General features: G+C 61.6%; 26 protein-coding genes. 6 read left to right on the forward strand and 20 right to left on the reverse strand.

The features are described from left to right. Positions 1-29: 29 nt before the first annotated feature. From murB to AAEQ75_RS00205, 8 genes are all read right to left on the reverse strand, one after another. A complete protein-coding gene (gene murB, locus AAEQ75_RS00170) occupies positions 30-1,049 on the reverse strand; it encodes a UDP-N-acetylmuramate dehydrogenase (protein WP_343350505.1) in 1,020 nt (339 codons plus the stop codon). Then, complete coding sequence (locus AAEQ75_RS00175) at positions 1,046-1,510, reverse strand: low molecular weight protein-tyrosine-phosphatase (protein WP_343350506.1); 465 nt, start codon at positions 1,508-1,510, stop codon at positions 1,046-1,048. The genes murB and AAEQ75_RS00175 overlap by 4 nt, the downstream gene beginning before the upstream one ends. Then, the gene (gene kdsB, locus AAEQ75_RS00180; protein ID WP_343350507.1) at positions 1,510-2,274 is read right to left on the reverse strand and encodes a 3-deoxy-manno-octulosonate cytidylyltransferase; all 765 of its coding nucleotides are present in this window, start codon (positions 2,272-2,274) and stop codon (positions 1,510-1,512) included. Before kdsB ends, AAEQ75_RS00175 begins: the two co-directional genes overlap by 1 nt. Then, positions 2,275-2,460, reverse strand: coding sequence for a Trm112 family protein (locus AAEQ75_RS00185; protein ID WP_013714804.1), 186 nt, complete (start codon positions 2,458-2,460; stop codon positions 2,275-2,277). Positions 2,461-2,482: 22 nt separating this feature from the next. Next, on the reverse strand, positions 2,483-3,484 hold the full coding sequence (lpxK, locus tag AAEQ75_RS00190; protein WP_343350509.1) for a tetraacyldisaccharide 4'-kinase: 1,002 nt from the start codon (positions 3,482-3,484) through the stop codon (positions 2,483-2,485). Next, positions 3,485-3,913 carry an ExbD/TolR family protein gene (locus tag AAEQ75_RS00195; RefSeq protein ID WP_125878645.1) on the reverse strand — a complete coding sequence of 143 codons (429 nt, stop codon included), beginning with the start codon at positions 3,911-3,913 and terminating at the stop codon, positions 3,485-3,487. Continuing rightward, positions 3,910-4,542: a MotA/TolQ/ExbB proton channel family protein gene (locus tag AAEQ75_RS00200; RefSeq protein WP_017677620.1), complete on the reverse strand. Its 633-nt coding sequence runs from the start codon at positions 4,540-4,542 to the stop codon at positions 3,910-3,912. The genes AAEQ75_RS00195 and AAEQ75_RS00200 overlap by 4 nt, the downstream gene beginning before the upstream one ends. 72 nt (positions 4,543-4,614) lie before the next feature. Further along, positions 4,615-6,840 carry a DNA internalization-related competence protein ComEC/Rec2 gene (locus AAEQ75_RS00205; RefSeq protein ID WP_343350511.1) on the reverse strand — a complete coding sequence of 742 codons (2,226 nt, stop codon included), beginning with the start codon at positions 6,838-6,840 and terminating at the stop codon, positions 4,615-4,617. Between the two features lie 128 nt (positions 6,841-6,968). Between AAEQ75_RS00205 and AAEQ75_RS00210 the strand changes: the two genes are divergently transcribed. After that, complete coding sequence (locus AAEQ75_RS00210) at positions 6,969-7,496, forward strand: DUF2062 domain-containing protein (RefSeq protein WP_125878644.1); 528 nt, start codon at positions 6,969-6,971, stop codon at positions 7,494-7,496. Positions 7,497-7,534: 38 nt separating this feature from the next. Here AAEQ75_RS00210 and AAEQ75_RS00215 read toward each other — a convergent pair whose 3' ends face one another. The 3 genes from AAEQ75_RS00215 to AAEQ75_RS00225 are packed head-to-tail and all read right to left on the reverse strand — an operon-like array spanning position 7,535 to position 10,732. After that, positions 7,535-8,779, reverse strand: a complete 1,245-nt coding sequence (locus tag AAEQ75_RS00215) for a lipoprotein-releasing ABC transporter permease subunit (protein WP_125878643.1) — start codon at positions 8,777-8,779, stop codon at positions 7,535-7,537. Continuing rightward, positions 8,779-9,465 (reverse strand): lipoprotein-releasing ABC transporter ATP-binding protein LolD, encoded by a 687-nt coding sequence (gene lolD, locus AAEQ75_RS00220; protein ID WP_371919635.1) that lies wholly within the window; start codon positions 9,463-9,465, stop codon positions 8,779-8,781. Before lolD ends, AAEQ75_RS00215 begins: the two co-directional genes overlap by 1 nt. 19 nt (positions 9,466-9,484) lie before the next feature. Continuing rightward, complete coding sequence (locus tag AAEQ75_RS00225) at positions 9,485-10,732, reverse strand: lipoprotein-releasing ABC transporter permease subunit (RefSeq protein WP_125835824.1); 1,248 nt, start codon at positions 10,730-10,732, stop codon at positions 9,485-9,487. A 278-nt stretch (positions 10,733-11,010) separates the two neighbouring features. On the opposite strand from AAEQ75_RS00225, the gene AAEQ75_RS00230 reads away from it, so the two are divergent. From AAEQ75_RS00230 to AAEQ75_RS00250, 5 genes are all read left to right on the forward strand, one after another. Continuing rightward, a complete protein-coding gene (locus AAEQ75_RS00230; protein WP_003461983.1) occupies positions 11,011-11,577 on the forward strand; it encodes a PilZ domain-containing protein in 567 nt (188 codons plus the stop codon). A 19-nt stretch (positions 11,578-11,596) separates the two neighbouring features. Further along, the gene (locus AAEQ75_RS00235) at positions 11,597-11,905 is read left to right on the forward strand and encodes a phosphodiesterase (protein ID WP_179545305.1); all 309 of its coding nucleotides are present in this window, start codon (positions 11,597-11,599) and stop codon (positions 11,903-11,905) included. Further along, positions 11,902-12,621 (forward strand): glycerophosphodiester phosphodiesterase, encoded by a 720-nt coding sequence (locus tag AAEQ75_RS00240; RefSeq protein ID WP_343350515.1) that lies wholly within the window; start codon positions 11,902-11,904, stop codon positions 12,619-12,621. The genes AAEQ75_RS00235 and AAEQ75_RS00240 overlap by 4 nt, the downstream gene beginning before the upstream one ends. Before the next feature lie 711 nt (positions 12,622-13,332). Further along, the gene (gene mgtE, locus AAEQ75_RS00245; RefSeq protein WP_343350516.1) at positions 13,333-14,718 is read left to right on the forward strand and encodes a magnesium transporter; all 1,386 of its coding nucleotides are present in this window, start codon (positions 13,333-13,335) and stop codon (positions 14,716-14,718) included. 59 nt (positions 14,719-14,777) lie between these two features. Beyond that, positions 14,778-15,506, forward strand: a complete 729-nt coding sequence (locus tag AAEQ75_RS00250; protein WP_343350517.1) for an MgtC/SapB family protein — start codon at positions 14,778-14,780, stop codon at positions 15,504-15,506. A 330-nt stretch (positions 15,507-15,836) separates the two neighbouring features. Here the strand turns inward: AAEQ75_RS00250 and sthA are convergent, their stop codons facing one another. The 9 genes from sthA to AAEQ75_RS00295 all read right to left on the reverse strand — a co-directional run bounded on the left by sthA (position 15,837) and on the right by AAEQ75_RS00295 (position 24,434). After that, positions 15,837-17,231 (reverse strand): Si-specific NAD(P)(+) transhydrogenase, encoded by a 1,395-nt coding sequence (gene sthA, locus AAEQ75_RS00255; RefSeq protein WP_099526433.1) that lies wholly within the window; start codon positions 17,229-17,231, stop codon positions 15,837-15,839. A 96-nt stretch (positions 17,232-17,327) separates the two neighbouring features. Further along, positions 17,328-17,558, reverse strand: a complete 231-nt coding sequence (gene nqrM / locus AAEQ75_RS00260; RefSeq protein ID WP_161866466.1) for a (Na+)-NQR maturation NqrM — start codon at positions 17,556-17,558, stop codon at positions 17,328-17,330. Then, on the reverse strand, positions 17,555-18,478 hold the full coding sequence (locus tag AAEQ75_RS00265; RefSeq protein ID WP_106734879.1) for an FAD:protein FMN transferase: 924 nt from the start codon (positions 18,476-18,478) through the stop codon (positions 17,555-17,557). The genes nqrM and AAEQ75_RS00265 overlap by 4 nt, the downstream gene beginning before the upstream one ends. 104 nt (positions 18,479-18,582) lie before the next feature. Beyond that, complete coding sequence (nqrF, locus tag AAEQ75_RS00270; RefSeq protein ID WP_343350519.1) at positions 18,583-19,806, reverse strand: NADH:ubiquinone reductase (Na(+)-transporting) subunit F; 1,224 nt, start codon at positions 19,804-19,806, stop codon at positions 18,583-18,585. A gap of 15 nt (positions 19,807-19,821) precedes the next feature. Then, entirely contained in the window at positions 19,822-20,430 is a 609-nt protein-coding gene (gene nqrE, locus AAEQ75_RS00275) for an NADH:ubiquinone reductase (Na(+)-transporting) subunit E (protein ID WP_160020372.1), read from the reverse strand. After that, positions 20,430-21,104 (reverse strand): NADH:ubiquinone reductase (Na(+)-transporting) subunit D, encoded by a 675-nt coding sequence (locus AAEQ75_RS00280; protein WP_343350521.1) that lies wholly within the window; start codon positions 21,102-21,104, stop codon positions 20,430-20,432. Before AAEQ75_RS00280 ends, nqrE begins: the two co-directional genes overlap by 1 nt. Beyond that, entirely contained in the window at positions 21,101-21,889 is a 789-nt protein-coding gene (locus AAEQ75_RS00285) for a Na(+)-translocating NADH-quinone reductase subunit C (RefSeq protein WP_343350522.1), read from the reverse strand. The genes AAEQ75_RS00280 and AAEQ75_RS00285 overlap by 4 nt, the downstream gene beginning before the upstream one ends. Further along, positions 21,882-23,093 (reverse strand): NADH:ubiquinone reductase (Na(+)-transporting) subunit B, encoded by a 1,212-nt coding sequence (locus AAEQ75_RS00290; protein WP_024307551.1) that lies wholly within the window; start codon positions 23,091-23,093, stop codon positions 21,882-21,884. The genes AAEQ75_RS00285 and AAEQ75_RS00290 overlap by 8 nt, the downstream gene beginning before the upstream one ends. 3 nt (positions 23,094-23,096) lie before the next feature. After that, complete coding sequence (locus AAEQ75_RS00295; protein ID WP_343350523.1) at positions 23,097-24,434, reverse strand: Na(+)-translocating NADH-quinone reductase subunit A; 1,338 nt, start codon at positions 24,432-24,434, stop codon at positions 23,097-23,099. Between the last annotated feature and the right edge of the window lie 85 nt (positions 24,435-24,519).

The raw sequence follows: 24,519 nt of genomic DNA on the forward strand, positions 1-24,519 counted from the left end.
GCAATCCGGGAGTGGCAAGCAGGAACAGATCAGAGCACGTTAGGCTCGATCTCCAACTCAACACCGAAGCGCTCGAATACATCAGCCTGGATACGCTGCGCCAGCTGCAGCAGTTGCGCACCCGTGGCATTGCCGTAGTTGACCAGCACCAGCGCCTGCAAACGATGCACACCGGCATCACCCTCACGCGCGCCCTTCCACCCTGCCCGCTCGATCAACCAGCCAGCCGCCAATTTGGCCAGGCCAGCACCAGCCGGATAGCTGACCAGATCGGCATGCTCGGCGCGAATACGCTCGGCCAGTTCGAATGGCACCACCGGATTCTTGAAGAAACTGCCGGCGTTACCCAGCTCGGCGGGATCTGGCAGCTTTTCGCTGCGAATGGCGCAGATAGCCCGGCTGACATCGCTGGCGGTCGGCGCTTCCACGCCCATTTCTACCAGGCGTTGACGTACCGGACCGTAATCCAGACGCAGCGAAACCAGGCGACTCAAACGAAAGCGCACGCGCAGAATCAGCCAACGCCCGGCTTCGCGCTTGAACAGGCTGTCGCGATAGGCGAAGGCGCATTCTTCGAGGGAAAAGTCGCGTAGTTCTCCGGTCTGTCGATCCAGCGCGGTCAGGCCTTCAAACAGATCCTTGATCTCCACGCCGTAGGCACCGATGTTCTGCATCGGCGCGGCGCCGACGGTACCGGGAATCAGGCTGAGGTTCTCCAGGCCATTGAGGCCTTGCGCCAGGCTCCATTGCACAAAGGGATGCCAGGGCTCACCAGCTTCGGCCTCTACCAGCACCTGCTCGCCGTCGTCCTCCAGAATGCGAATACCACGACTGGCCATGCGCAGCACCAGAGCCTCAACATCACGTGTGAGCAGCAGGTTGCTGCCGCCGCCGATCACCAGCAGCGGCAAGCCGTGCTGTTGCGCCAGGCCTAACGCCTCGCGCACGTCGTCATCGTGACGGGCTTCGGCGAATAGCCGGGCACGCACGTCAACGCCAAAGCTGTTGAAGGCCTTGAGCGACACGTCGCTCTGCAGATTCAGGCTCACAGGCGCCCCTTGATCTCGATTAACAGCGCATCACTGGCCTGTTCGATCAGGTCCAGCACCTGCTCGAAGCCATCTTCGCCGCCGTAATAAGGGTCCGGCACCTCATCCAATGCCAGCTGATAACGGCGCAGATAGAGATCGAGGTCAGCACCGGCATTGGCAGGGCGCAACGCCTCAAGGTTGCGCAGATTGCTCTGGTCCATAGCCAGGATCAGGTCGAAGCGCTGAAAGTCGGCAGCCTCGACCTGGCGCGCACGCTGTGCGGACAGATTATAGCCACGGCGCAGCGCGGCCTGGCGCGTGCGACTGTCCGGTGCCTTGCCGACATGCCAGTCGCCGGTACCGGCGGAATCCACCTGCACTCGATCTTCCAGGCCAGCGGCGCGCAGCTTGTAGCGAAACACGCCTTCTGCCGTCGGTGAACGGCAGATGTTGCCCAGGCAGACGAACAGAACCTTCATTAGGCCCCCAGCAGGTGGCGTACCCGCTCCAGGTCTTCGGCGGTATCCACGCCAGCAGCCGGCGCTTCCAGCGCATCGGCGACGTGGATGCGCACGCCGTTGTACAACGCGCGCAGCTGTTCCAGGCACTCGGTATCTTCCAGCCAGCATGGGCCCCAGGCGACGAAGTCATGCAGGAAACCAGCGCGGTAGGCGTAGATACCAATGTGGCGACGGTATGGCACACCTTGCGGCAGCGCATCGCGGCTCTTGGCGAAGGCGTCGCGCGCCCAGGCCAACGGCGCACGGCTGAAGGTCAGGGCCAGGCCGGTTTTGTCGGCGACCACCTTGACCACATTGGGATTGAACAGCGCGGTGACGTCCTCGATGGGCTCGGCCAGAGTGGCGATACCGGCCTGCGGATTGGCCGCCAGGTTGGCCGCGACCTGATTGATGATCACCGGCGGAATCAAGGGTTCATCGCCCTGCACATTGACCACGATGGCATCGGCCGGCAAACCAAGCTGGGTGGCGACTTCAGCCAGGCGATCGGTGCCGGAGTTGTGATCCTCGCGGGTCAGCAGCACCTCGGCGCCGAAGGCCTGGCAGGCTTCGACGATACGTGCATCGTCGGTGGCGATGACCACACGCTGGGCCGAACTCTTCTTCGCCTGCTCCCAGACGTGCTGCACCATGGGCTTGCCGGCGATGTCCTGCAACGGCTTGCCGGGCAGGCGGGTGGAGGCGTAACGAGCAGGAATCACGACGGTGAAGGCTGCGTTCATTTACTTGTCCAGACGCTCATCGGTATTCAGGGTACGCGCTTCGCTTTCCAGCATCACCGGAATGCCATCGCGAATCGGGTAGGCAACGCCGGCACCCTTGCTGATCAGTTCGGTCTTGTCTTCGGAAAGCTGCAGCGGGCCTTTGCAGATCGGGCAAGCGAGAATATCGAGCAGTTTGAGGTCCATGGCGCAGTCCTTGGTGGGGTCATCAAGACCCCGGTATGAGGCGGGCCAGTTCGCTATCCAGCCAGTCGACAAAAGCCGGCGTGGGCACGGCGTCGACGGCCAGGTACCACCAGTCGGCGGCGGCGAAGGCCCGGCATTTCACCGCATCCTTTTCCGTCATCAGCAGGGGCAGCGACGGCTCGAAACTGAGCTGCGCGGCATCGTACTGGGCATGGTCGGCGAAGGGGTGCGGAACCGGCCGCCAGTTTAGCGCTTCGAGGGTATTGAAGAAACGTTGCGGATTACCGATACCGGCCACCGCATGCACTGCCTGGCCTCGCGGCAGATGATCGAGGCCGACGCGCTCACCACTGGCCAGATTGACCAGTGCGGTCGGCTGCAGGCGAAAGGCGTAGCCATCGGCGCGGTCGGCTTCGGCGCCATTGAACAACACCGCATCCACCTCACTGAGACGCTCGGCCGGTTCACGCAGAGGCCCGGCAGGCAGGCAGCGGCGATTACCCAGGCCGCGCGCAGCATCGATCAGCACCAGTTCCAGATCGCGCGCCAGACGGTAGTGCTGCAGGCCATCGTCGCAGAGGATCAGGTCCAATGTTTCTTCGGCCAGCAACGCACGCACGGCGCGACTGCGATCCGGATCGATCATCAAGGGCACGCCTGTACGCTGGACGATCAGCAAGGGCTCGTCACCTGCCTCGGCCGCAGGTTGCTCGGCACGCACGCGCCACGGCAGGCTCGGCGGCGTGGCGCCATAGCCACGACTGACCACGCCGACCTTGAGGCCACGGGCGCGGCAATGTTCGATCAGAAAGAGGATCAGCGGCGTCTTGCCGGTACCGCCGACGGTGATGTTACCCACCACCAGCACAGGCACCGGAGCGCGGTAGATATCGCCCTCGCCGGCCAGAAAGCGTGCACGCTTACCCTGCACCACACGACGGTACAGCCACTCCAGCGGGCGCAGCAGCGCCAGCGCCGGGTGGCCGCGGTACCAGGCCTCGAGCAAGCGATCAGCAGCGCTCACTTAGGGGGTTTCCTGTGCTTCCACCGTGGTGATGCGCAGGTGCGAGAAGCCCAGCTTGCCAGCAGCGTCCATGGCCGTAATCACCGCCTGGTGCGGGGTCTTGCCATCGGCACTGAGGATCAACGGCAGGCTGTTGTCGCCGTCGGATTCCTTCTGCAGCGCCGCCATCAGGTTGCTCAGGTTGCTCTCCAGCAGCGCGTTGCCATTGACCGAGTAGGCGCCATCGGCACCAATCAGCACCTCGACCTGCTTGAGCTCGGTCTGCTCGGGCGGCGTACCACTGGCGGCCTCAGGCAGATCGACCTTGAGCTGGGTCTCGCGGGTAAAGGTGGTGGTGACCACGAAGAACAGCAGCAGGATGAATACCACGTCGATCAACGAGGCCAGGTTGATCTCGACGTTCTCCCGCGGTTTGCGCCGGAATTTCACGCCTTGCCCTCACCCAGGTCGACGTCGCGATCACCCTGCACCATTTCCACCAGCTTGATCGCTTCCTGCTCCATGCCGACTACCAGTTCGTCGACACGACGCTGCAGATAGCGGTGGAAGAACAGCGCCGGAATCGCCACCATCAGGCCGGCCGCTGTGGTAATCAACGCCTTGGAGATACCACCGGCGAGCATCGGCGCATTGGCCATGCCCGAGCCCATGAAAGAACTGAAGATTTCGATCATACCCAATACGGTACCAAGCAGGCCGAGCAGCGGCGCGATCCCGGCAATGGTGCCAAGCGCATTGAGGTAGCGTTCCAGCTCATGGATGACGCGAGCCGCGGCCTCCTCGATGCACTCTTTCATGATCTCGCGACCATGCTTGGAGTTGGCCAGGCCGGCAGCGAGAATCTGCCCCAGCGGCGAATCCTCGCGCAACTCCTTGAGTTTCTGGTTGTTAAGTTTCTTGTCCTTGATCCAGCGCCATACCTGAGCCAGCAGATTGGCTGGGGTGACGCGGGCGGGCCGCAGGGTCCAAAGGCGCTCGGCGACGATGCCGGCAGCAGCGATGGAACAGAGAATGATCGGCAGCATCATCCAGCCGCCAGCTTTGACCAGTTCCCACACGGTAGAGAATCCCCCTCGAAAAAGTCGCGCCACTCTAGCACAGGGCGTAACGCCCGCCGACCGCCGCCGTTCTCATTTTTCCCGCCAGAAACGTGGCTCGCTTCGCAACCCGCGAGGCGCGACCTGTTCGCCCAGACGTAAATGCAAGGCACCGCGCAACGCCGTGTCATGCACCTCGACGCCTGCCGCCTGATAGCGCGCCAACACCTGCGGGTGAGGATGCCCAAAGGCATTGTGGCGACTGCGCGTGATCAGCACATGCTGCGCACCGACCGCATCGATAAAAGCCTGACTGGATGACGTTCGACTGCCGTGATGGGGCGCCAGCAACCAACGCGAGGCCAGGGGAAAGTCGGCCTGCATCAGCGCGCGTTCGGCGCGGACATCGATATCACCAGTCAGCAACAGGCGCTCACCCGCCGCCTCGATCTGCAATACACAAGAACGCTGATTGCCGGATACGGCCTGATCCCACTGCCACAGCCTGAACGTCACGTCGTTCCATTGCCAGCGCTGCCCCGATTCGCAATCCTCAGCGCCGAGCGTTCTGGCCAGCCGGTGCGGCTCGCCACTGATGATCCGGCTCACCGGCATACCGGCTTTGATCGCGGCAGCCCCGCCGGCATGATCATTGTCGGCATGACTGAGCAACATCAGGTCGAGCCGCCTGAGGTTCATTGCTCGCAGTGAAGGCAGGACAATACGCTCCCCTGTATCGAAATCGCCGAAGCGCGGGCCTGCGTCGTACAGCAGGCTGTGTTCCCGGGTACGTACCAGCACCGCCAGCCCCTGCCCTACGTCTAGCACCCAGACATCGGCGCGACCATCGTCCAGCTGTTTCGGCGGCAACAGCAATGCAGGCAATAACAACGCAAGGCCGGGTAGACGCAACGGTACTCCGGCCGGCAGCAGGAGCAACAAGGCACCTGCCACCGCCAATAACCAGGCCCACAGCGGCAGGTTGCTAGGCAACCAGGCAGGTAGCCAAGCAGCGATCACGCTCAGCAACTCGAACAACAGATACAAAGCACCACCGGCCAGCCACAGCAAGCTCTCCCCGATCACCGGGACAGGCAGCAGCAGAGTGCCCAGCAAGGCCAGGGGTACGACTACCAGCCCCACCCAAGGCACGGCAACCAGATTGGCCAACGGCCCGCTGCTACTGACGGGCAGACCGAGAATCAGCATCATCGGCAGCAGGCCGATGGCCATGGTCCACTGCGCACGTGTCAGCCCGCGCCACCAACCCCAGACACCGAGCCGACCGCCAAACACCAGAGCAAGAATCGCCACCGCCGAAAACGACAACCAGAAACCCGGCTGCAACGAGGCCAGCGGCTCCAGCAGCAGAACCACGATCAAGGCCAACAACAATGGCCACCAGGCGCCCAGATGACGAAAGCGCATGCGCCAGAGCAGCACCAGCGCAACCATCACGCAGGCCCTGCGCACCGGCACCTCAAAACCAGCCAGCATCCCGTAGACCAGAGCTCCGCTCAAGGCCAACGCACAGGCGCAGGGCAACCAGGGCCAGCGCCTTGGCCAGGCACCGACTCTCGCCAGCAAAGCCACCAGTCCGTAAAGAAAGCCGGCTAGCAGGGCAATATGCTGGCCGGAGATGACCATCAGGTGCACCGTGCCCGTGTGCTGCAGCAGGCGCCAGTCGCTTGTACTCAGGCCGGAACCATCACCGAGGACCAGAGCGGCAATGGCACCTTCGCGCCCAAAGGCCGGCACAGCCAGCAGATGCTGGCGAAGGCTGTCGCGCCAGCTACCAAAGCCCGTCGCGGGGGATAACCGTTCGCCAGACTTGATCGTGCCCGTGGCGCCGATACGCTGCGCCAGCAACCAGGCTTCGTAGTCGAAGCTCTGCGGATTGACCAGGCCATGCGGCCGCTTCAGGTTGACCGCCAGACGCCAGCGCTCGCCGCCTTGCACCGGCGGCCCACCATACCAGGCCAAGCGCATTCTTTTCGGCAGCTCGGCGCGCCGCGAGTGCGCCTCTTCGAACTGGAAGCGCACGACACCATCGGCCACTTCAGGCAGGCCGACCACCCGCCCCTCCAGCCACAGGGTACGGCCATCGAGCGGTGGAGCAAGGCGGTCATCCAATGCCGATTGCGCCGAGCTGCAGGCCCAGGCCAACCCCAGCAAAAAGAACCCAAGCGGATAGAGGCGCGAGAACAGCAAAGCCAGAGCCGCACAGACCGCCACCAGCAACAGCCAACTCGGCGGCAGGCTTGGCAGAAAGCGCAGCGTCAATAGCCCCAAGGCCAGTGCCAACATCCCTGTTCGCATCCCCTTCCTCCCTGCTCATCGAGCTGCAGCGAACGCGTCCGGCGCTCACCTTCGGTCACAATATGGAAACGCTGGCCAGAGCGAATCCGTGCATAATATTGGCGCTTTTGCCTGCCCAGAGACTCTTCATGCCGCGTCGTTTATTCAAGCGCTACATGCCCAACCCCGACAGCATCAAGGGTAACAAGTCCCTGCGCTTTCTCGGCAAACTCATTCATGATCCCAATCTCTGGCATCTCAACCGTCACTCGGTAGCTCGCGGCATGGCCATCGGCCTGTTCTGGGCGATGATCCCCATGCCAATGCAGATGCTGGCCGCCGCCGCAGTGGCCATCCCGTTGCGCGCCAACCTGCCAATTTCCATCGGCCTGGTGTGGCTGACCAATCCCATCACCATGCCACCGGTTTTCTATTGCACTTACAAACTGGGCGCATGGATCATGCAGACACCGCCCGTGCGCATGCCGCAGACCCTAAGTCTAGAATGGATCACGGCCGAGGTAGCGGTGCTGTGGAAGCCGCTGTACCTGGGCTCCTTCGTCGCGGGGATCATCCTCGCGATACTGGGCTACGTGCTGACCATGCTCTACTGGCGCTGGTGGGTACAGCGTAGCTGGCGCAAGCGTCAGGAAAAGCGCCGACTGGAGCGCCGCTGAAAAAGAAAAAGCCGTCTAAGTTGACGGCTTTTTCGTTCTTACTCGTAGCGCAGCGCCTCGGCCGGCTGCACCTGCGCCGCCCGCCATGAGGGGTAGAGCGTGGCAAGGAAGCTCAGGATCAGCGCCGCCGAACAGATCAGCGCCACATCCAGCCACTGCAGATCCGATGGCAGGCTGCTGATGAAGTACACGTCGGAACTCATCACCTGCTGCCCGGCGAACGACTCCAGCCAAGCCACCAGCGCGCTGACATTGAGCGCCGCCAACACACCCAACACCGTACCAATCAGCGTACCGACCAGGCCGATCACCGAGCCTTGAACCATGAAAATCGCCATGATCTGCCGTGGCGTAGCGCCCAGGGTACGCAGGATGGCGATGTCACCGCTCTTATCGGCGACCACCATGATCAGCGTGGCGATGATGTTGAACGCTGCCACCGCGACGATCAGCAGGAGCAGCAGACCGATCATGGTCTTCTCCATCTTCATCGCGCTGAACAGGCTGCCCTGGGTGTGGGTCCAGTCATCGGTGCGGTAACCGTCGCCCAGTTCGGCGACCAGCGCTTTGGATACCTGCGGTGCCTGGTAGAGGTCTTTCAGCGCCAGGCGAATGCCCGGCACCGTGCCTTCCGGCAAGCGCTGCATGGCAGCGGCGTCGACGACGTTGATCAGGGCCAGCGAGCTGTCCAGCTCGGCACCGACCTTGAACACCGCCGCCACGTTCAAGCGCTGCATGCGCGGCGTGACGCCACCAGGCGCGCTGCTCAGCTCAGGGATGATCAGCGTCAGCTTGTCGCCCACCTGCAGGCCGAAACGACGCGCGGTGATATCACCGATCACCACGCCGAATTCACCGGGCTGCAAATTGTTCAGGCTGCCCTGGCGGATGTGCTCGGGCAGGATCGATACCTTACCCTCTTCTGCCGGATCGATGCCGTGAATCTGGATCGGCTGCATCAGCCCGCGATGCGAAAGCATGCCCTCCAGCTCGGCATAGGGTGCCGCCGCCTGCACCTGCGGATTGGCCATGGCCTTGTCCGCCAGGGCGCGCCAGTCGGCAACTGGCTCGGCTCCGTAGAGCATGGCGTGCGGCACCATGCCGAGAATGCGCGAGCTCATTTCCTTCTGGAAACCGTTCATCACCGACAGCACCACGATCATCGCCAGCACACCGAGCGCCAGGCCGATCATCGAAGTCAGCGAAATGAAGGAGATGAAATGGTTGCGGCGCTTGGCCCGTGTGTAGCGAGCGCCGATGAAGATACTCAGCGGACGAAACATCAGAGGGTCACCAGCTTGCCGTCCTGCAGGCTGAGCACGCGATCCATCTGGCGGGCCAGCTGCATATCGTGGGTCACCACCAGAAACGCGGTGTTGGAATCGCGGCTAAGCTCGCGCATCAGCTCCTGAATGCCTTCGGCGGTATGCTGATCGAGGTTGCCGGTCGGCTCATCGAGCAACACCAGCCCTGGGCGGTTGACCAGGGCACGGGCAATCGCCACACGCTGACGTTCGCCGCCGGACAGCTCTGACGGCTTGTGATTCAGGCGATGCCCCAGGCCTACCCGCTCCAGCAAGGCTGTCGCGCGCTGACGCGCCTCGGCGATCGACGTCTTGCCGATCAGCAGCGGCATGCAGACGTTCTCTAGCGCGGTGAACTCGGCCAGCAGGTGGTGAAACTGGTAGACGAAGCCCAGCGCGCGGTTGCGCAGCAGACCCCGAGCGGTCTCGCTCAGCGCCGAGAGTTGCTCGCCGGCCAGCCAGACGCTGCCCTCGCTGGGCGTATCCAGGCCGCCGAGCATGTTCAAAAGGGTGCTCTTGCCGGAACCGGAGCTGCCGACGATGGCCACACGTTCACCGGGAAAGAGTTCCAGCTCGAGGCCATCGAGCACCACCACAGACTCGGGACCCTCGTCGTAACGCTTGCTCAGGTTGCGACAGCTGAGCACGGCATTGTGCTGTTTCATGGCGTTCTGGTTCATGGACTCACTCATAGCGCAGGGCCTCGGCCGGCTGGGTACGCGCAGCGCGCCAGGCTGGATACAGGGTGGCGAAGAAGCTCAGCAGCAACGCCGCGGTACAGACCATCACCACGTCGGCGCTCTGCAGTTGCGAGGGCAGGTAATCGATGAAGTAGACATCGGCATTGAGAAACTTGATGCCCAGCAGACGTTCGATGCCGGCGATCAGGCTGCTGATGTTCAGCGCCGCAAGAATGCCCAGCAGCGCGCCGATGACGGTGCCGACCACGCCGATCACGGTGCCCTGGACCATGAAGATGGCCATGATCTGCCGCGGCGTGGCGCCGAGGGTACGCAGGATGGCGATGTCGCCCTTCTTGTCGGTCACCACCATCACCAACGTGGAGATGATGTTGAATGCCGCCACCGCGACGATCAGCAGCAGGAGTAGGCCGATCATGGTCTTCTCCATGCGAATAGCCTGGTACAGGTTGCCGTGGGTACGGGTCCAGTCGCGGGCATAGAAATCGCCGTCGAGGGTCTGAGCGATCTCCCAGGCACTGCGCGGTGCCTGGAACAGATCATCGAACTTCAGCCGCAGGCCCTGCACCTGATCGGGCTTCCAGCGCTGCAGGCGCGCCAGGTCGCTGATATTGGCCAGGGCCAAGGCACCGTCGATCTCACCGGCGCCGACATGGAAAATACCGGTGACGGTGAAGCGCTTCAGGCGCGGGAACATGCCCGCCGGGGTCACGGTGACCTCGGGCGCGACGAAGGTGACCTTGTCACCGAGCTTGAGACCCAGCTTGGCTGCTGCCTTGTCGCCAATGACCATGGCGAAATCGCCCGGCTGCAAACTGTCGAGACTGCCCTGCTGGAAGAAGCCGTCGATGATCGACACCTTGCGTTCCTGCTCGGGATCGATGGCATTGATCAGCACCTTCTGCACCTTGCCGTCGTTCGTCAGCAAGCCCTGCATCTGCGTGAAGGGGGCCAGCGCCTCGACGCGCGGATGGCGCTCCACCTGGCGCGCCAGGGCCTGCCAGTCACTGACCGGGGTCGGCGACTCGACCGTGGCGTGAGGAATCATCCCCAAGACGCGCGTGCGCATCTCGTGGTCGAAACCGTTCATGACCGACAGCACCAGGATCATCACCATCACCCCCAGGGTGAGGCCGAGCATGGACGTCAGCGAAATGAAGGAAACGAAATGGTTGCGGCGCTTGGCTCGCGTGTAGCGCGTACCGATGAATACGAACAGAGGTCTGAACATGTCGGAGAGATTCGGGGGAAAGAAAAACGTCCATGTGGCGGGGCCAGATCAGCGGCCTTACACTCAGAAGCAACTCGAAGTCGGCTGCGTAACGGGCCTGCTGCGTTAAAAACACTTGGAAAGCCGCTTATGGCTGGTGCGCTTCAGTGTGGCCCCGAAGGAACGAGCGAAGCGAGCAATGCTCGTTTACCATTCGTAACCGACGCTTGCCTGGCACGCATCCAGCTCGCGAGACTTTCAACAGGGTCTTCGACCACCACCGCTTTCATGGGTTCGCCATGTCGACTAACGATGTAGATGATCGCCGCGAATACTATCGTATCGACGATACGATCGCACTGGAATTCAGCCTGCTGTCGGGGGCCGAAGCCCATGCCAGCGACGCGCTTCACGATCCATCGCCGCTGTTCAACCTGCTCAGCGACCTGCACCTGATGGACTTCGAATCCCAGCATCTGCTGCGTCATATCACTGAACGCGACCGCACCCTGGCCAACTACCTGAAGGTGATCAACAAACGCATCGACCTGCTCGGCCAGGCTGTGGCGCAAAGCCTGCTACGCGACATCGGCGCACCACGCCAGGTATCGCTGTCCGAAGGCGGTATCAGCTTCAATAACGCCCAGCCCGTGGCGCCGGGTAGCCATCTGGCGATCAAGATGGTGCTGATGCCACAAGCACTCGGCCTCCTGCTGCGTGGTCAGGTGGTGCACTGCAGCCAACGCGCGGACGGCCAATTCGAGATCGGCACCGAGTTCGAAGCGTTGACCGACGCACAGCGCCAGCTACTGGCTCGGCATATCCTGCAGAAGCAGGCTCTGGAGCGTCGCCAAGCCCGCGAATGACACTCGCCAAGGAACCGCCATGTATCGTCTCGCACTGCTTCTCACCCTACTCGCCCCTACTGCCCTGTTGGCCGACACCCTGACCATTCCCGTGGGCGACCAGGGCGCCGACCTCGACGCCAGCAACCTGCCGCACAAAGGACAGTCCAAGCGTGCGGTGCTGGAGCGCTTCGGCCTGGCCGATGAAGAGCACAAGCCTGTCGGCCAGCCGCCGATCACGCGCTGGGATTACCGCGAATTCAGCGTCTATTTCGAATACGATCACGTGATCAACAGCGTGCGCCATCACCAGCCGCGCCACCTCGACACCGTCAAGGAGCAACAGTGACTCTCATTTATGGCCATCGCGGCGCCAAGGGCGAAGCCCCGGAAAATACCCTGACCAGCTTCCAGCGCTGCCTGGAGCATGGCGTCAATCGTTGCGAGCTAGACCTACACCTGTCACGCGACGGTGAGCTGATGGTGATCCACGACCCAACCTTGAAGCGCACCACGGGCCTGCGCGGCAAGGTGGTCGAGCACGATGCTGCCGAGCTGATCAAGTACGACGCGCGCAAGGGCGGCCCTGGCTGGGTGCGCCCCTGCCCGATTCCGCGCTTGGAGGAACTGTTCGAGCAGTGTACGTTCGAGCATTGGCAGCTGGAGGTGAAAAGCGCCTCCAAGGTCCGCGCCGCACGCACCGTGCTGGCCATCTCGGAACTCGTCGAGCGCTTCGGCCTGCGCGAGCAGATCACCATCACCTCCAGCTCACGCGAGGTACTCAAGGCCGCACGTGAACTGACTCCGCAGTTGCAGCTGGGCCTGGTTGCCGAGTACGCCTGGCTCGACCCGCTGAAAGTCGCGGCGCATTACGGCTGCCATCTGCTGGCGCTGAACTGGACGCTGTGCACCCCGGAGCGCCTGCTCAAGGCGCAGAAGCAGGGGCTGCACGTGTCGGTATGGACGGTCAACGAGCCGGCGCTGATGCGCCGTCTGGCCGACTTCGGCGCCGACAGCATCATCACCGACTTTCCAGGCCTGGCGGTACAGACGCTACGCGGCTGATGACGCAGGACAGAGAATGCCGAGCCCGGCAAGCCTCTTGTCCTGCAGGGCGAATGGCGAGCCCCGAACATGATCCCGGAGACCATGGCTCCGGTGCTCGCCGTGCCTGTCAGGAAATGCAAATACCACTTAACGCAACCTGAACAACATTCGATCAGGCGGTTGCCAGGCGCTACCTGGGGAACTACCATTGCGCCCGTCCAAATCTTGGAGTTCTTGCTGTGGAAGGTCCCAGTAGTCGATCTCGTATCGATGAAACACAGGCAAGGTAATCGCGGGCTCTTCTTCTCGCCACTGCCTTGCCAATCTGGCAGGTAGTGGTATCAAACGACCTTACGTCGGTCGCGCCTTACTACTCCCCATATAAATCCGGTCTGTTGCCATAAACAGTGGCAGCCACTTCACGGCTGCGCGCTTTTAGGCGCCAGCCTTGGGAGACGTTTCGACTGTTTCGCGCCGGACTCATCGTCTGCGGCCGCGCGCCATTGTGTGGGCTTTCTTGATAAGAATTTTTCGCGCCTCGGGTGTTCAGCCCCCTTGGTATTTCATCAACCTGCTGGAGACATTCATGGACCCTGACCCGAGTCGATCTTACCGTTTGAACATCAATTTCTTCACCCCGTTATCAGCCTGTGGCTGCCGGGGCTTGTCCATGGTCTGACAGATCGGGCATGCCTGCGGCCGTCATGAAGGCCTGAAAGGAATATGCCCATGAATCGCGAAGACCTGCTGTTTTCTGTTCGTACCCTGGCTCGCTCGCTCGATGCGGCGAGCTTTGCCAGCCTTGTAAAGCACACCCACTCTTCCGACCTGGTAGAGGTACTCGATATCCTCACCACGGAGGAAACAGTATCCCTACTGTTGACCCTGGCCCCGCCTGCCCGGGCAGAACTGTTCGCCCATCTCCCCGAGAAACGCCAGGACGCCCTGCTGCGTGCGATGCCGCGCGAGGCCGTGGTCGAGTTGTTTGAGCACATGCCGTCCGACGACCGAGCCGATCTCTATAACCGCCTGAGCGAGGATGCCAAGGAAAAGCTTCTGCCTGCGCTGGCCAAGGTCGAGCGCGATGACATCATCAAGCTGGCGGCTTATCCGGAGGGAACTGTCGGATCGGTAACAACCTCGGATTACGTCCATGTCTCGCCCGAGATGACGGTGACCGGCGCGCTGGACCATATTCGCGCGACCGCCCCCGACAAGGAGACCATCTATGTCATCTATGTACTGGACCAGGAGCACCGGCTCAGTGGCACCGTGTCACTGCGCGATCTGGTGCTGGCGGATGCGAACGCGACCATCGGCGAAATCATGCGCAGCAGTCCAGTGTTTGCACGAGCCCAGTGGCCTCGCGAGCAGGCTGCAGAACTGATTCGTCGTTACGATCTGCTGGCACTGCCGGTGATCAACGGTGGTGAACGCATGATCGGCATCGTCACGGTCGATGATGCGATGGATATCGAGAAGGAGCAGGACGCTACCCAGCTCGCCCGTTTCGGCGGCACTGCCACATTGGGCGGACCTGATCTGGATGTGATCGCGTCCCCGTTCAAGCAGATGTTTACCGTACGCGTGTTCTGGCTGGCGATCCTGACTTTCTTCGGCATTCTGACCAGCACCTTCGTCGCTGCGCAGGAGGAAATCCTGACTCAGGTGATCGTACTGGCGGCCTTTATCGCGCCGATCGTGGACATGGGCGGCAACACCGGCAGCCAGTCGGCCACCTTGGTAATTCGTGCGATGGCCCTCGGCGAGCTCAAGCTCCAGTGGCGTGACGTGTGGTTCATCATCAAACGTGAACTGCCCGTGGCGGCAGCGCTGGGTGTGGCAATCGCGGTGCTCGAAGTGATACTGGCGTTCTTCGCCAAAGGCGTCGGCTTCGATGTGCTGATGGTAGTCGGCTTGAGCATGCTGGTATGCACCGTGCTCGGCGGCATCATCGGTGCACTGCTGCCGTTCCTCGCTCGACGCATCGGCACCGATCCCGCCACGCTGTCCTCACCACTGATCACCTCGATCATGGACCTGCTGGGCGTGTTCATCTACTTCGGCTTTGCCTATGCCTTCCTGGGCGACCTGCTGAGCCAGGCAGCGGCCTGATTGCACAATTGTGTCACGAGGCCCAGCTAAGCTGGGCCTCGTTATTTAAGGGGGGTGCCATGTATATCGCTCAACATATGGATCTGACAGCCTCACTCAATACCCTGGCGAGTCTGCTGACTGCGTTCCTGCTGGGAGCCGTGATTGGCCTGGAGCGTCAGTATCGTCAGCGCACGGCCGGCTTGCGTACCAACGTACTGGTTGCAGTCGGTGCCGCACTGTTCGTCGATATTGCCATGCGTTTTCATGCCATCTACGGCGGCAGCCCAAGCCCTTTGCACGTGGTGGCCTATGTGGTTTCGGGCGTAGGTTTCCTGGGGGCCGGCGTGATTATGCGTGAGGAAGGCAATATCCGTGGAATCAACACCGCTGCGACACTGTGGGGCTCCGCCGCAGTGGGTGTCGCCGCAGGCACCGGCATGCTGGTAGAGGCCGTGCTGGGGACGCTGTTTGTGTTGTCGGCCAATACCTTGCTACGCCCCATAGTCAATGCCATCAACCGACAACCCCTCGATGTGGAGTCGGTAGAAGTAACCAATACGGTCTGTGTGATCGCGGACAAGGAACGTCAGAAGGCAATCATGATGGCGTTGGAGGCTACCCTGGAGAGTGGTCGCTACCCAGTACGTGACTTGGAAGTCAACGCCTTCGGCGAAGACGATGTGGAGATTGAAGCCACTCTCACCGTTACATCGGTCGATGGCGATGAGCTGGATGCGCTGATGCGTAAGTTGACGTCATTGCCGGGGGTACGACAGGCGTTCTGGAGTCCCAGCACCACCGGTTGAGCCCCAGCAAGATCATATCTGTGCTGGCAGTGAGATGCGCCGTGCCACGAAAGCGCCCTGGCCAGCGTCAGGCCCAAGCAGAGCGCCCACGTCCTGGAACCGCCGCAGCAAGCGCGCATGAAATCCGATACCTGAAAACAGGTATCGGATTGTGCTGACAACGCCCGCGTACACCAGGATCGAGGCTAATCCGACTCGTCTGAGCCACATAGCCGCTTTCAACTTTCTGCCGCCTGAGACGCTAGAAGCTCTCCCGATTCGGCCAGCGCCACTCGGAAGCCACTACCCAGCCTGTCTCTCCGACCGGCTCAGGCCGCCGGCCGGAGCCGCTCAAAAAAGCCGGTTGAGGCCGTCGAACGCGGCAACCCGATAGGCCTCGGCCATGGTCGGGTAGTTGAAGGTGGTGTTGATGAAGTACTTGATGCTGTTGGCTTCACCCTTCTGGTTCATGATTGCCTGGCCGATGTGGACGATCTCCGAGGCCTGATAGCCGAAGCAGTGCACGCCCAGCACTTCCAGGGTTTCACGATGGAAGAGGATCTTCAGCATGCCCACCGGTTCGACCGAGATCTGCGCACGGGCCATGCCTTTGAAGAAGGCCTTGCCCACTTCGTAAGGCACCTTGGCCTGAGTCAGTTCACGCTCGGTCTTACCGATCGAACTGATCTCCGGAATGGTGTAGATGCCGGTCGGCACATCATCGACGAAACGCCAGCTGCCGTTGTCGACGATGCTGCCGGCAGCCGAACGGCCCTGGTCGGCAGCGGCGCTGGCCAGGCTCGGCCAACCGATCACGTCACCGGCGGCGTAGATGTTGCTGACCTCGGTGCGGTAATGCTCGTCGACCTGGATCTGGCCACGACTGTTGACCGCGATGCCGATGTTCTCCAGGCCCAGCTGGTCGGTATTACCGGTACGACCGTTACACCAGAGCAGCGCGTCGGCCTTGATCTTCTTGCCCGACTTCAGGTGCAGGATCACGCCGTTTTCCAGCCCCTCGATGCGCTCGTACTCTTCGTTGTGACGAATCAGCACATTGTTGTTGCGCAGGTGATAGCTCAAGGCATCGGAGATTTCCGAGTCGAGGAAGCTGAGCAGTTGATCGCGGTTGTCGATCAGGTCGACCAGCACACCCAGGCCGCTGAAGATCGAGGCGTACTCACAGCCGATCACCCCGGCGCCGTAGATGATCAGGCGGCGCGGCGTGTGGCCGAGGCTGAGAATGGTGTCGCTATCGTAGATACGCGGGTGGCGGAAATCGACATCGGCCGGGCGATAGGGGCGCGAGCCAGTGGCGATGACGATCTGCTTGGCCACCAGCTTTTCCACTACGCCATTGAGGCAGACCACTTCGATCGTCTGCTCGTCGGCGAAGCTGGCTGTGCCGAAATAGGTGTCGATGCGGTTGCGCGCGTAGTAGCCCGTGCGCGAGGTGACTTGCTTGGCGATCACCTTCTCGGCGCTTTTCAGCACATCAGGGAAGGAGAACCAGCGCGGCTCGCCAATCTGGCGAAACATCGGGTTGGTGTTGAACTGCATGATCTGCCGCACCGAGTGGCGCAGCGCCTTGGAGGGGATGGTGCCGAGGTGGGTACAGTTGCCACCGACCAGCGGACGGTTGTCCACCACCGCCACCTTGCGCCCGGCCTTGGCAGCGTTCATTGCCGCGCCCTCGCCCGCCGGGCCGGAGCCCAGCACCACCACATCGTAGTTGTAGACCGCCATGTTTACTCCTTCAGATCAGGCCGGAGCGCTTGTGGCGCACCCTCGGCAGGGCCGGCAGTGGATTACATCTGCCGGCTATCAAAGCTACCAGCCGGCTTAGCGCTTGCTCGCGTCGTAAGCCAGGTCGGTGTTGGGCGCTTCGCTCTTGTCGCGATTGACCTCTTCGCACTTCTCACGGCTACCGCCACAGATCGAGCACTCTTTCTCGATACCGAGGTTGGCGATGCCACCGCAGGAACCGGCGATGGGTTTGCGCCCCATGATCACGCCGACGGCCATCATGCCGACGACCAGAACCATGGCCAGAAATACAACCAGAAAAGTCATTGCTCATCTCCTGCAGCGAATAGCTGCTCGAATGCGGCCGTGCCCTGTGTGACGAAACCCTCGCCCTCACGCGTCACGAAAAACGCCGCGATAGCGTTGCGCTCGGCGAAGGCCATACCGGCGTCCGGTCCAAGCACCATCAATAGGGTAGACAAGCCATCGGCGCGCAAGGTCGATGGATCTGCCACCGTAACAGCTGCCAGTTTGTGATTGACCGGTTTTCCAGTCAGCGGATCGAGCGTATGCGAGTAGCGCTGGCCGTTCTCTTCGAAGTAATTGCGATAGTCCCCCGAGGTGGAGATACCGTAACCATCGAGCTGCAGGATGCGCTGAGCGACACGCTGATCATTGCGCGGCGCCTCCAGACCAATACGCCAGTGGCTGCCGTCAGGCTTGAAGCCAGCCGCCTTGAGCTCGCCGGTGGCCTCGACCAGGTAACTGGTAACGCCCAGCTCGCCCAGACGCGCGACGATCTGATCGACAGCGTAACCGGCAGCGATGCTGTTGAAGTCGACTTCCACGTCGACGTCCTTGCACAGCTGTTCGCCTTCGATGCTCAGATGCTGTTGGCCAACCCGCTTACGCACCTCAGCCAGACGCTCGGCATCCGGCACGGCCTCGCCCTGCCCTTTGGGCCCGAAACCCCAGAGGTCGAGCAACGGCTCCAGCGTCAGGTCGAAGTAGCCCTGACTCTCCTCGTGCAGGCGATTGCCGGCGCGCACGAGATCCAGCACGCCCTTGGGCATGGCCTGACAGGTACCAGCCGGCGCCTGGTTGAACTGCTCGATCAGCGAATCATCGCGATAGGTGGACATCTGCAGATCGATTTCGGCGAGGATTGCCTCGGTCGCGGCCTTGAGTTCGGCTTGCGGCGCGACACCTTCACTGCGGACGTATTTGATCGAATAGGTGCTGCCCATGGTCGGGCCACCGAACTCTTCGATCCGTTCAGAATGCAAGCAGCCCGTTAGGGCTGCCGCCAGGGCGACAGCGATAACGGGCTGGAGTACAGCAGACCTCATGCTTAGCCGCCGAAGTCGTCGAGGAGGATGTTCTCCGGCTCGACACCCAGGTCGGTCAGCATCTTGATCACTGCGGCGTTCATCATGGGTGGGCCACACATGTAGAACTCACAATCTTCCGGAGCCGGGTGGTCCTTCAGATAGTTCTCGTACAGCACGTTGTGGATGAAGCCCTTGAGGCCGGTCCAGTTGTCTTCAGGTTGCGGATCGGACAATGCCAGATGCCACTCGAAGTTCGGGTTCTCCGCGGCCAGCTGATCGTACTCTTCGTTGTAGAACGACTCACGCATGGAGCGCGCGCCGTACCAGAAGCTGATCTTGCGCGTGGACTTCAGGCGCTTGAGCTGGTCGAAGATGTGCGAACGCATCGGCGCCATACCGGCACCACCACCGATGAAGACCATCTCGGCATCGGTGTCCTTGGCGAAGAATTCACCGAACGGCCCGTACACGGTGATCTTGTCGCCCGGCTTAAGGCTGAACACGTAGGACGACATCTTGCCCGGCGGCAGATCGTCCTTGCCGGGGGGCGGCGAGGCGATACGGATGTTGAACTTCACCAGACCGCGCTCTTCCGGGTAGTTGGCCATGGAATAGGCACGGATCACGGTCTCGTCGACCTTGGACACGTACTTCCACTGGTTGAACTTGTCCCAGTCGCCGCGGTACTCCTCCTGGATGTCGAAGTCCTTGTAGTTGACGGTGTGCGGCGGGCATTCCAGCTGCACATAACCACCGGCGCGGAAGTCGACGTTCTCGCCTTCCGGCAGCTTCAGCGTCAGCTCCTTGATGAAGGTTGCGACGTTGGGGTTGGACTCGACGGTGCATTCCCACTTCTTGACGCCGAAGACCTCTTCGGGGACTTCGATCTTCATGTCCTGCTTGACCGGGGTCTGGCAGGAAAGACGCCAGCCCTCACGGGCCTCGCGCCGGGTGAAGTGCGACTCCTCGGTGGACAGCATCTCGCCGCCGCCGGACTCGACGACGCACTTGCACTGCGCGCAGGTGCCGCCGCCGCCGCAGGCGGAGGACAGGAAGATGTTGTTGTCGGCCAGGGTCTGCAACAGCTTGCCGCCAGCCGGTACCACGATGGTTTTTTCGCCGTTGATCTCGATGCTCACGTCACCGCTGGAAACCAGCTTGGCGCGCGCAGCAAGGATGATCAGCACCAGCGCGAGAACGATGGCGGTGAACATGCCGATGGCGAGGAAGATTTCGTAATTCATCTGTTCATCCTTTCCTTACAGCTGCACGCCGGAGAAGGACATGAAGCCCAGCGACATGAGACCGATGGTGATGAAGGTGATGCCCAGACCCTGCAGGCCAGCCGGTACATCGCTGTACTTGAGCTTCTCGCGGATACCGGCCAGCGCGGCGATGGCCAGTGCCCAGGACACGCCCGCACCGACACCGTAGACGGTGCTCTCGGCCAGGTTGTAGTCACGCTCGACCATGAACAGCGAGCCACCCATGATGGCGCAGTTCACGGTAATCAGCGGCAGGAACACGCCGAGGGCGTTGTACAGCGAGGGCACGTACTTATCCAGGGTCATTTCCAGGATCTGCACGATGGCCGCGATCACGCCGATGAAGGTCAGCAGACCGAGGAAGGACAGGTCCACCTCAGGCATGCCAGCCCAGGCCAAGGCACCATCCTTGAGGATGTTGGTATAGATCAGGTTGTTCACCGGCATGGTGATACCCAGCACCACGACCACGGCGATACCCAGGCCGATGGCGGTTTCCACCTTCTTGGAGATGGCGATGAAGGTACACATGCCGAGGAAGAACGCCAGCGCCATGTTCTCGACGAACACCGCACGGACGAACAGGCTGATGTAATGTTCCATTAATAGGCCTCCTTGCTGGATACCTGAGGCGCCATCTTGTAAGCGTTGGCCTCGATCTGATCCTTCTTCCAGCTACGAATGGCCCAGATGAACAGACCGATCAGGAAGAACGCCGAAGGTGGCAGCAGCAGCATACCGTTGGGCTGGTACCAACCACCGTCGTTGACCACCGACAGAATCTCGTAGCCCATCAGCTTGCCGGCGCCAAACAGTTCACGAATAACGCCCAGGGCAATCAGCATGGCGCTGTAGCCCAGACCATTACCAATACCGTCGAAGAACGACAGCACAGGCGGGTTCTGCATGGCGAAGGCCTCGGCACGGCCCATCACGATGCAGTTGGTGATGATCAGACCAACGAACACCGACAGCTGTTTGGACAGGCTGAAGGCATACGCCTTGAGCACCTGGTCCACCACGATTACCAGCGAGGCGATGATCACCATCTGCACGATCATGCGGATCGAGCTCGGAATCTGACTGCGGATCATTGAGATGAACAGGTTGGAGAAACCGGTCACCAGCGTCAGCGCGGCGGACATCACCAGCGCGGTCTGCAGGTTCGAGGTCACCGCCAGCGCCGAGCAGATGCCCAGAATCTGCAGGCCGATTGGATTGTTGTTGAAGATCGGGTTGAGCAGGACTTCTTTAATAGTCGGCTGCGACATGATCAAGCCTCCCCTGCACGCAGGTTAGCGATAAACGGACCGAAGCCGTTCTGGCCGAGCCAGAACTTCAGCAGGTTGTCCACACCGACGCTAGTCAGAGTGGCGCCCGCCAGGCCATCGACCTGGTGGGTAGCGTTCGGGCTTTGCGGATCGACACCACCCTTGACCACCTGTACGGCCAACTTGTCGTTGTCGTCGAACAGGGTCTTGCCCGGCCACTGACCCTTCCACTTCGGGTTGTCCACCTCGCCGCCAAGACCCGGGGTCTCGCCGTGCTGGTAGAAGCCCATGCCGACCACGGTATTGAGGTCGCCCTTGACGGCGATGAAACCGTGAAGGGTGGACCACAGACCATAGCCGCGAACCGGCAGGATCAGGGTTTCGACTTCACCATCCTTCTCCACCATGTAAACGGTGGTGTAACGCTCCTGGCGCTTGATCCCGGCAATATCCTCGCTGCCTTTCAGAGCCTCGGAGGTTTTCGGGTCCTTGGCAGCCTTGAGCGGGTCGAAGGTGATCGGATCGAACGCATCGGAGAACTTGCCGCTCTCCAGGTCCACCAGCTTGGCGGTGATGGTGCTGTCGAACACTTGCTTGACCTTGGCACTGGACATGCCGGCCTCACCCAGGCCGGCGATGGCCAGGATGCTGCGCTGCTTGTCCAGCAGACGGTTTTCTACCTGGGTCGGCTTCAGTGCGATGGCAGCGCCGGCGACGAACACCGAGCACACCAGACACACCAGCACGGCCACCGTCAGCGTGCGAACGGTGGATTCTTTTTGACTAGACATTGCGTGCCAGCCTCCGCTTGATATTGGCCTGAACGACGAAGTGGTCGATCAGCGGTGCAAACAGGTTGGCGAACAGAATCGCCAGCATCATGCCCTCGGGGAAGGCCGGGTTGACCACACGAATCAGCACCACCATCACGCCGATCAGGGCGCCGAAGATCCACTTGCCGGTGTTGGTCATGGAGGCCGACACCGGGTCGGTGGCCATGAAGAACATGCCGAAGGCGAAACCGCCCACCACCAGATGCCAGTACCAGGGCATGGCGAACATCGGGTTGGTGTTGGAGCCGATCAGGTTGAGCAGCAGGCTCAGGCCGATCATGCCCAGCATCACGCCGGCGACGATGCGCCAGGAGGCGATCTTGGTGATCAGCAGAACCAGGCCGCCGATGGCAATGGCCAGGGTGCTGGTCTCGCCGATCGAACCGTGAATGGTGCCGATGAAGGCGTCCATCCAGGTGATGCCGTTGTTGATCACGTTCTCGATACCGCCGGAAGCCGCCAGGCTCAGCGAAGTGGCGCCGGCGAAGCCGTCCACTGCAGTCCAGACCGCATCGCCCGACATCTGCGCCGGGTAGGCGAAGAACAGGAAGGCGCGGCCGGTCAGTGCCGGGTTGAGGAAGTTCTTGCCGGTACCACCGAACACTTCCTTGCCAATCACCACGCCGAAGCTGATGCCCAGAGCCACCTGCCACAGCGGAATGCTCGGCGGCAGAATCAGGGCGAACAGCACGGAGGTGACGAAGAAGCCTTCGTTGACCTCATGCTTGCGGATCGAAGCGAACAGCACTTCCCAGAAGCCGCCGACGATGAAGGTCACCGCGTAGACAGGCAGGAAGTAGGCCGCGCCCTGGATGAAGTTGTCCCACAGGCTGTTCGGATCGAAACCGGCCAGCGAGCCGATCAGCGCGAAGCGCCAGCCTTCCTGGCTCGCCAGCAGCTCGGGGCTGTTGGCGAAAATAAGGTTGGCCTGATAGCCGGTGTTCCACATGCCGAAGAACATGGCCGGGAAGGTGCACAGCCACACGGTGATCATCATGCGCTTGAGGTCGATGCCATCACGCACGTGAGCGGTGGTCTTGGTCACACTGCCAGGACGATAGAAGAAGGTGTCGATGGCCTCGTAGAGGGCGTACCACTTCTCGTACTTGCCGCCCTTCTCGAAGTTGTGCTCGATCTTGTCGAGGAATGCACGAATGCCCACGGATTAACCCTCCTTCTCGATGCGGGTGAGGTTGTCCCGCAGGATCGGGCCATATTCATACTTGCCGGCGCACACGTAGGTGCACAGCGCCAGGTCTTCTTCGTCGAGCTCCAGGCAACCCAGTTTCTGGGCCATCTCGGTGTCGCCGACGATCAGGTAGCGCAGCAGTTGAGTCGGCAGGATGTCCAGCGGCATCACCGCCTCGTAGTTGCCTACCGGCACCATGGCGCGCGGGCTGCCGTTGGTGGTGGTGGTGAAGTTGAACAGCTTGGAGCCGACCAGCTTGGAGACGAAGATGTTCAGTACCGAGTGCTTGTTAACGCCGGCACGCAGGTAATGCATCATCTCGCGCTCGTTACCCTCGCTCAGGCAGGACACCTGGTTGTGGTAACGGCCAAGGAAGGCGAAAGCGCCCTGAGCGGTACGACCGCCGAACACCGAGCCGGAAATCACCCGGTTGAAACCTGGCTTGAGCTCACCGGCGGTGAGTTCTTCCAGGTTGGCGCCCAGGCGGGTGCGCAGCAGACGTGGCTGCTCGACAACCGGGCCGCCGAGGGCGACCACACGCTCGACGAACAACTGACCGGTGGTGAACAGTTTGCCCACCGCGATCACGTCCTGATAACCGATTTGCCAGACACTCTTGCTGGTGCTGACCGGGTCAAGGAAGTGAATGTGAGTGCCTGGCAGCCCCGCCGGGTGCGGGCCGGCAAAGGCTTCGCTTTGCACCTTGGCAACATGCTCGCCCGGCAGGCTGGCACCTTCGGCCTTGCACAGGAAGACCTTGGCCAGATTGCCCAGTACCTTCAGACCGTTTTCGAAGTCAGCGGCGTATTCACCGATGATCACCGCAGGATCGGCGGCAAGTGGGTGGGTATCGATGGCAGTGACGAAGATCGAACTCGGCACGGCATCCAGCGCCGGCACCTTGCTGAACGGACGGGTACGCAGCGCAGTCCAAAGACCGGACTGCTGCAGGTTCTCGCGAACCTGCTCGTCGCTCAGCGAGTCGAGTTGGTCGGCAGCATACTGGCTGAAGGTTTCCTGCTCGTCGCCTTCGATGTCGATGACAACGGACTGCAGGACACGCTTCTCACCACGATGGATGGCGCTGATCACGCCAGCCGCAGGGGCGGTATAGCGCACGCCGGGTGTCTTCTTGTCGGTAAACAGCAATTGACCGAGTTTGACCCGGTCACCGACCTGCACTTCCATCGTCGGCTTCATCCCGTGATAGTCGAAGCCGATGACGGCGACACTGCGTACGGGCCTGGCGGCCTCGATATGCTGTGCCGGCGCACCCGTTATGGGCAAATCAAGCCCATGCTTTAGTTTGATCATAGGTTTGCCTAACCACTGATTTAGAAAGCTTTTTATAGGACAGGCGGCGCTACCAAAGGTCTAATAGACCCGACCACACCGATAC

The sequence above is a fragment of the Pseudomonas sediminis genome, from assembly GCF_039555755.1.
GTDB lineage: Bacteria > Pseudomonadota > Gammaproteobacteria > Pseudomonadales > Pseudomonadaceae > Aquipseudomonas > Aquipseudomonas mendocina_D.

Coding starts and splice junctions, on each gene's coding strand:
- AAEQ75_RS00265 (WP_106734879.1), bottom strand. CDS start 18,478: ATGGGCAGCACCTATTCGATCAAATACGTCCGCAGTGAAGGTGTCGCG.
- nqrM (WP_161866466.1), bottom strand. CDS start 17,558: ATGACTTTTCTGGTTGTATTTCTGGCCATGGTTCTGGTCGTCGGCATG.
- mgtE (WP_343350516.1), top strand. CDS start 13,333: ATGAATCGCGAAGACCTGCTGTTTTCTGTTCGTACCCTGGCTCGCTCG.
- lolD (WP_371919635.1), bottom strand. CDS start 9,465: ATGAAACAGCACAATGCCGTGCTCAGCTGTCGCAACCTGAGCAAGCGT.
- AAEQ75_RS00235 (WP_179545305.1), top strand. CDS start 11,597: ATGTATCGTCTCGCACTGCTTCTCACCCTACTCGCCCCTACTGCCCTG.
- AAEQ75_RS00210 (WP_125878644.1), top strand. CDS start 6,969: ATGCCGCGTCGTTTATTCAAGCGCTACATGCCCAACCCCGACAGCATC.
- AAEQ75_RS00185 (WP_013714804.1), bottom strand. CDS start 2,460: ATGGACCTCAAACTGCTCGATATTCTCGCTTGCCCGATCTGCAAAGGC.
- AAEQ75_RS00250 (WP_343350517.1), top strand. CDS start 14,778: ATGTATATCGCTCAACATATGGATCTGACAGCCTCACTCAATACCCTG.
- nqrE (WP_160020372.1), bottom strand. CDS start 20,430: ATGGAACATTACATCAGCCTGTTCGTCCGTGCGGTGTTCGTCGAGAAC.
- AAEQ75_RS00230 (WP_003461983.1), top strand. CDS start 11,011: ATGTCGACTAACGATGTAGATGATCGCCGCGAATACTATCGTATCGAC.
- AAEQ75_RS00225 (WP_125835824.1), bottom strand. CDS start 10,732: ATGTTCAGACCTCTGTTCGTATTCATCGGTACGCGCTACACGCGAGCC.
- AAEQ75_RS00175 (WP_343350506.1), bottom strand. CDS start 1,510: ATGAAGGTTCTGTTCGTCTGCCTGGGCAACATCTGCCGTTCACCGACG.
- sthA (WP_099526433.1), bottom strand. CDS start 17,231: ATGGCGGTCTACAACTACGATGTGGTGGTGCTGGGCTCCGGCCCGGCG.
- AAEQ75_RS00285 (WP_343350522.1), bottom strand. CDS start 21,889: ATGTCTAGTCAAAAAGAATCCACCGTTCGCACGCTGACGGTGGCCGTG.
- AAEQ75_RS00205 (WP_343350511.1), bottom strand. CDS start 6,840: ATGCGAACAGGGATGTTGGCACTGGCCTTGGGGCTATTGACGCTGCGC.
- kdsB (WP_343350507.1), bottom strand. CDS start 2,274: ATGAACGCAGCCTTCACCGTCGTGATTCCTGCTCGTTACGCCTCCACC.
- AAEQ75_RS00215 (WP_125878643.1), bottom strand. CDS start 8,779: ATGTTTCGTCCGCTGAGTATCTTCATCGGCGCTCGCTACACACGGGCC.
- nqrF (WP_343350519.1), bottom strand. CDS start 19,806: ATGAATTACGAAATCTTCCTCGCCATCGGCATGTTCACCGCCATCGTT.
- AAEQ75_RS00295 (WP_343350523.1), bottom strand. CDS start 24,434: ATGATCAAACTAAAGCATGGGCTTGATTTGCCCATAACGGGTGCGCCG.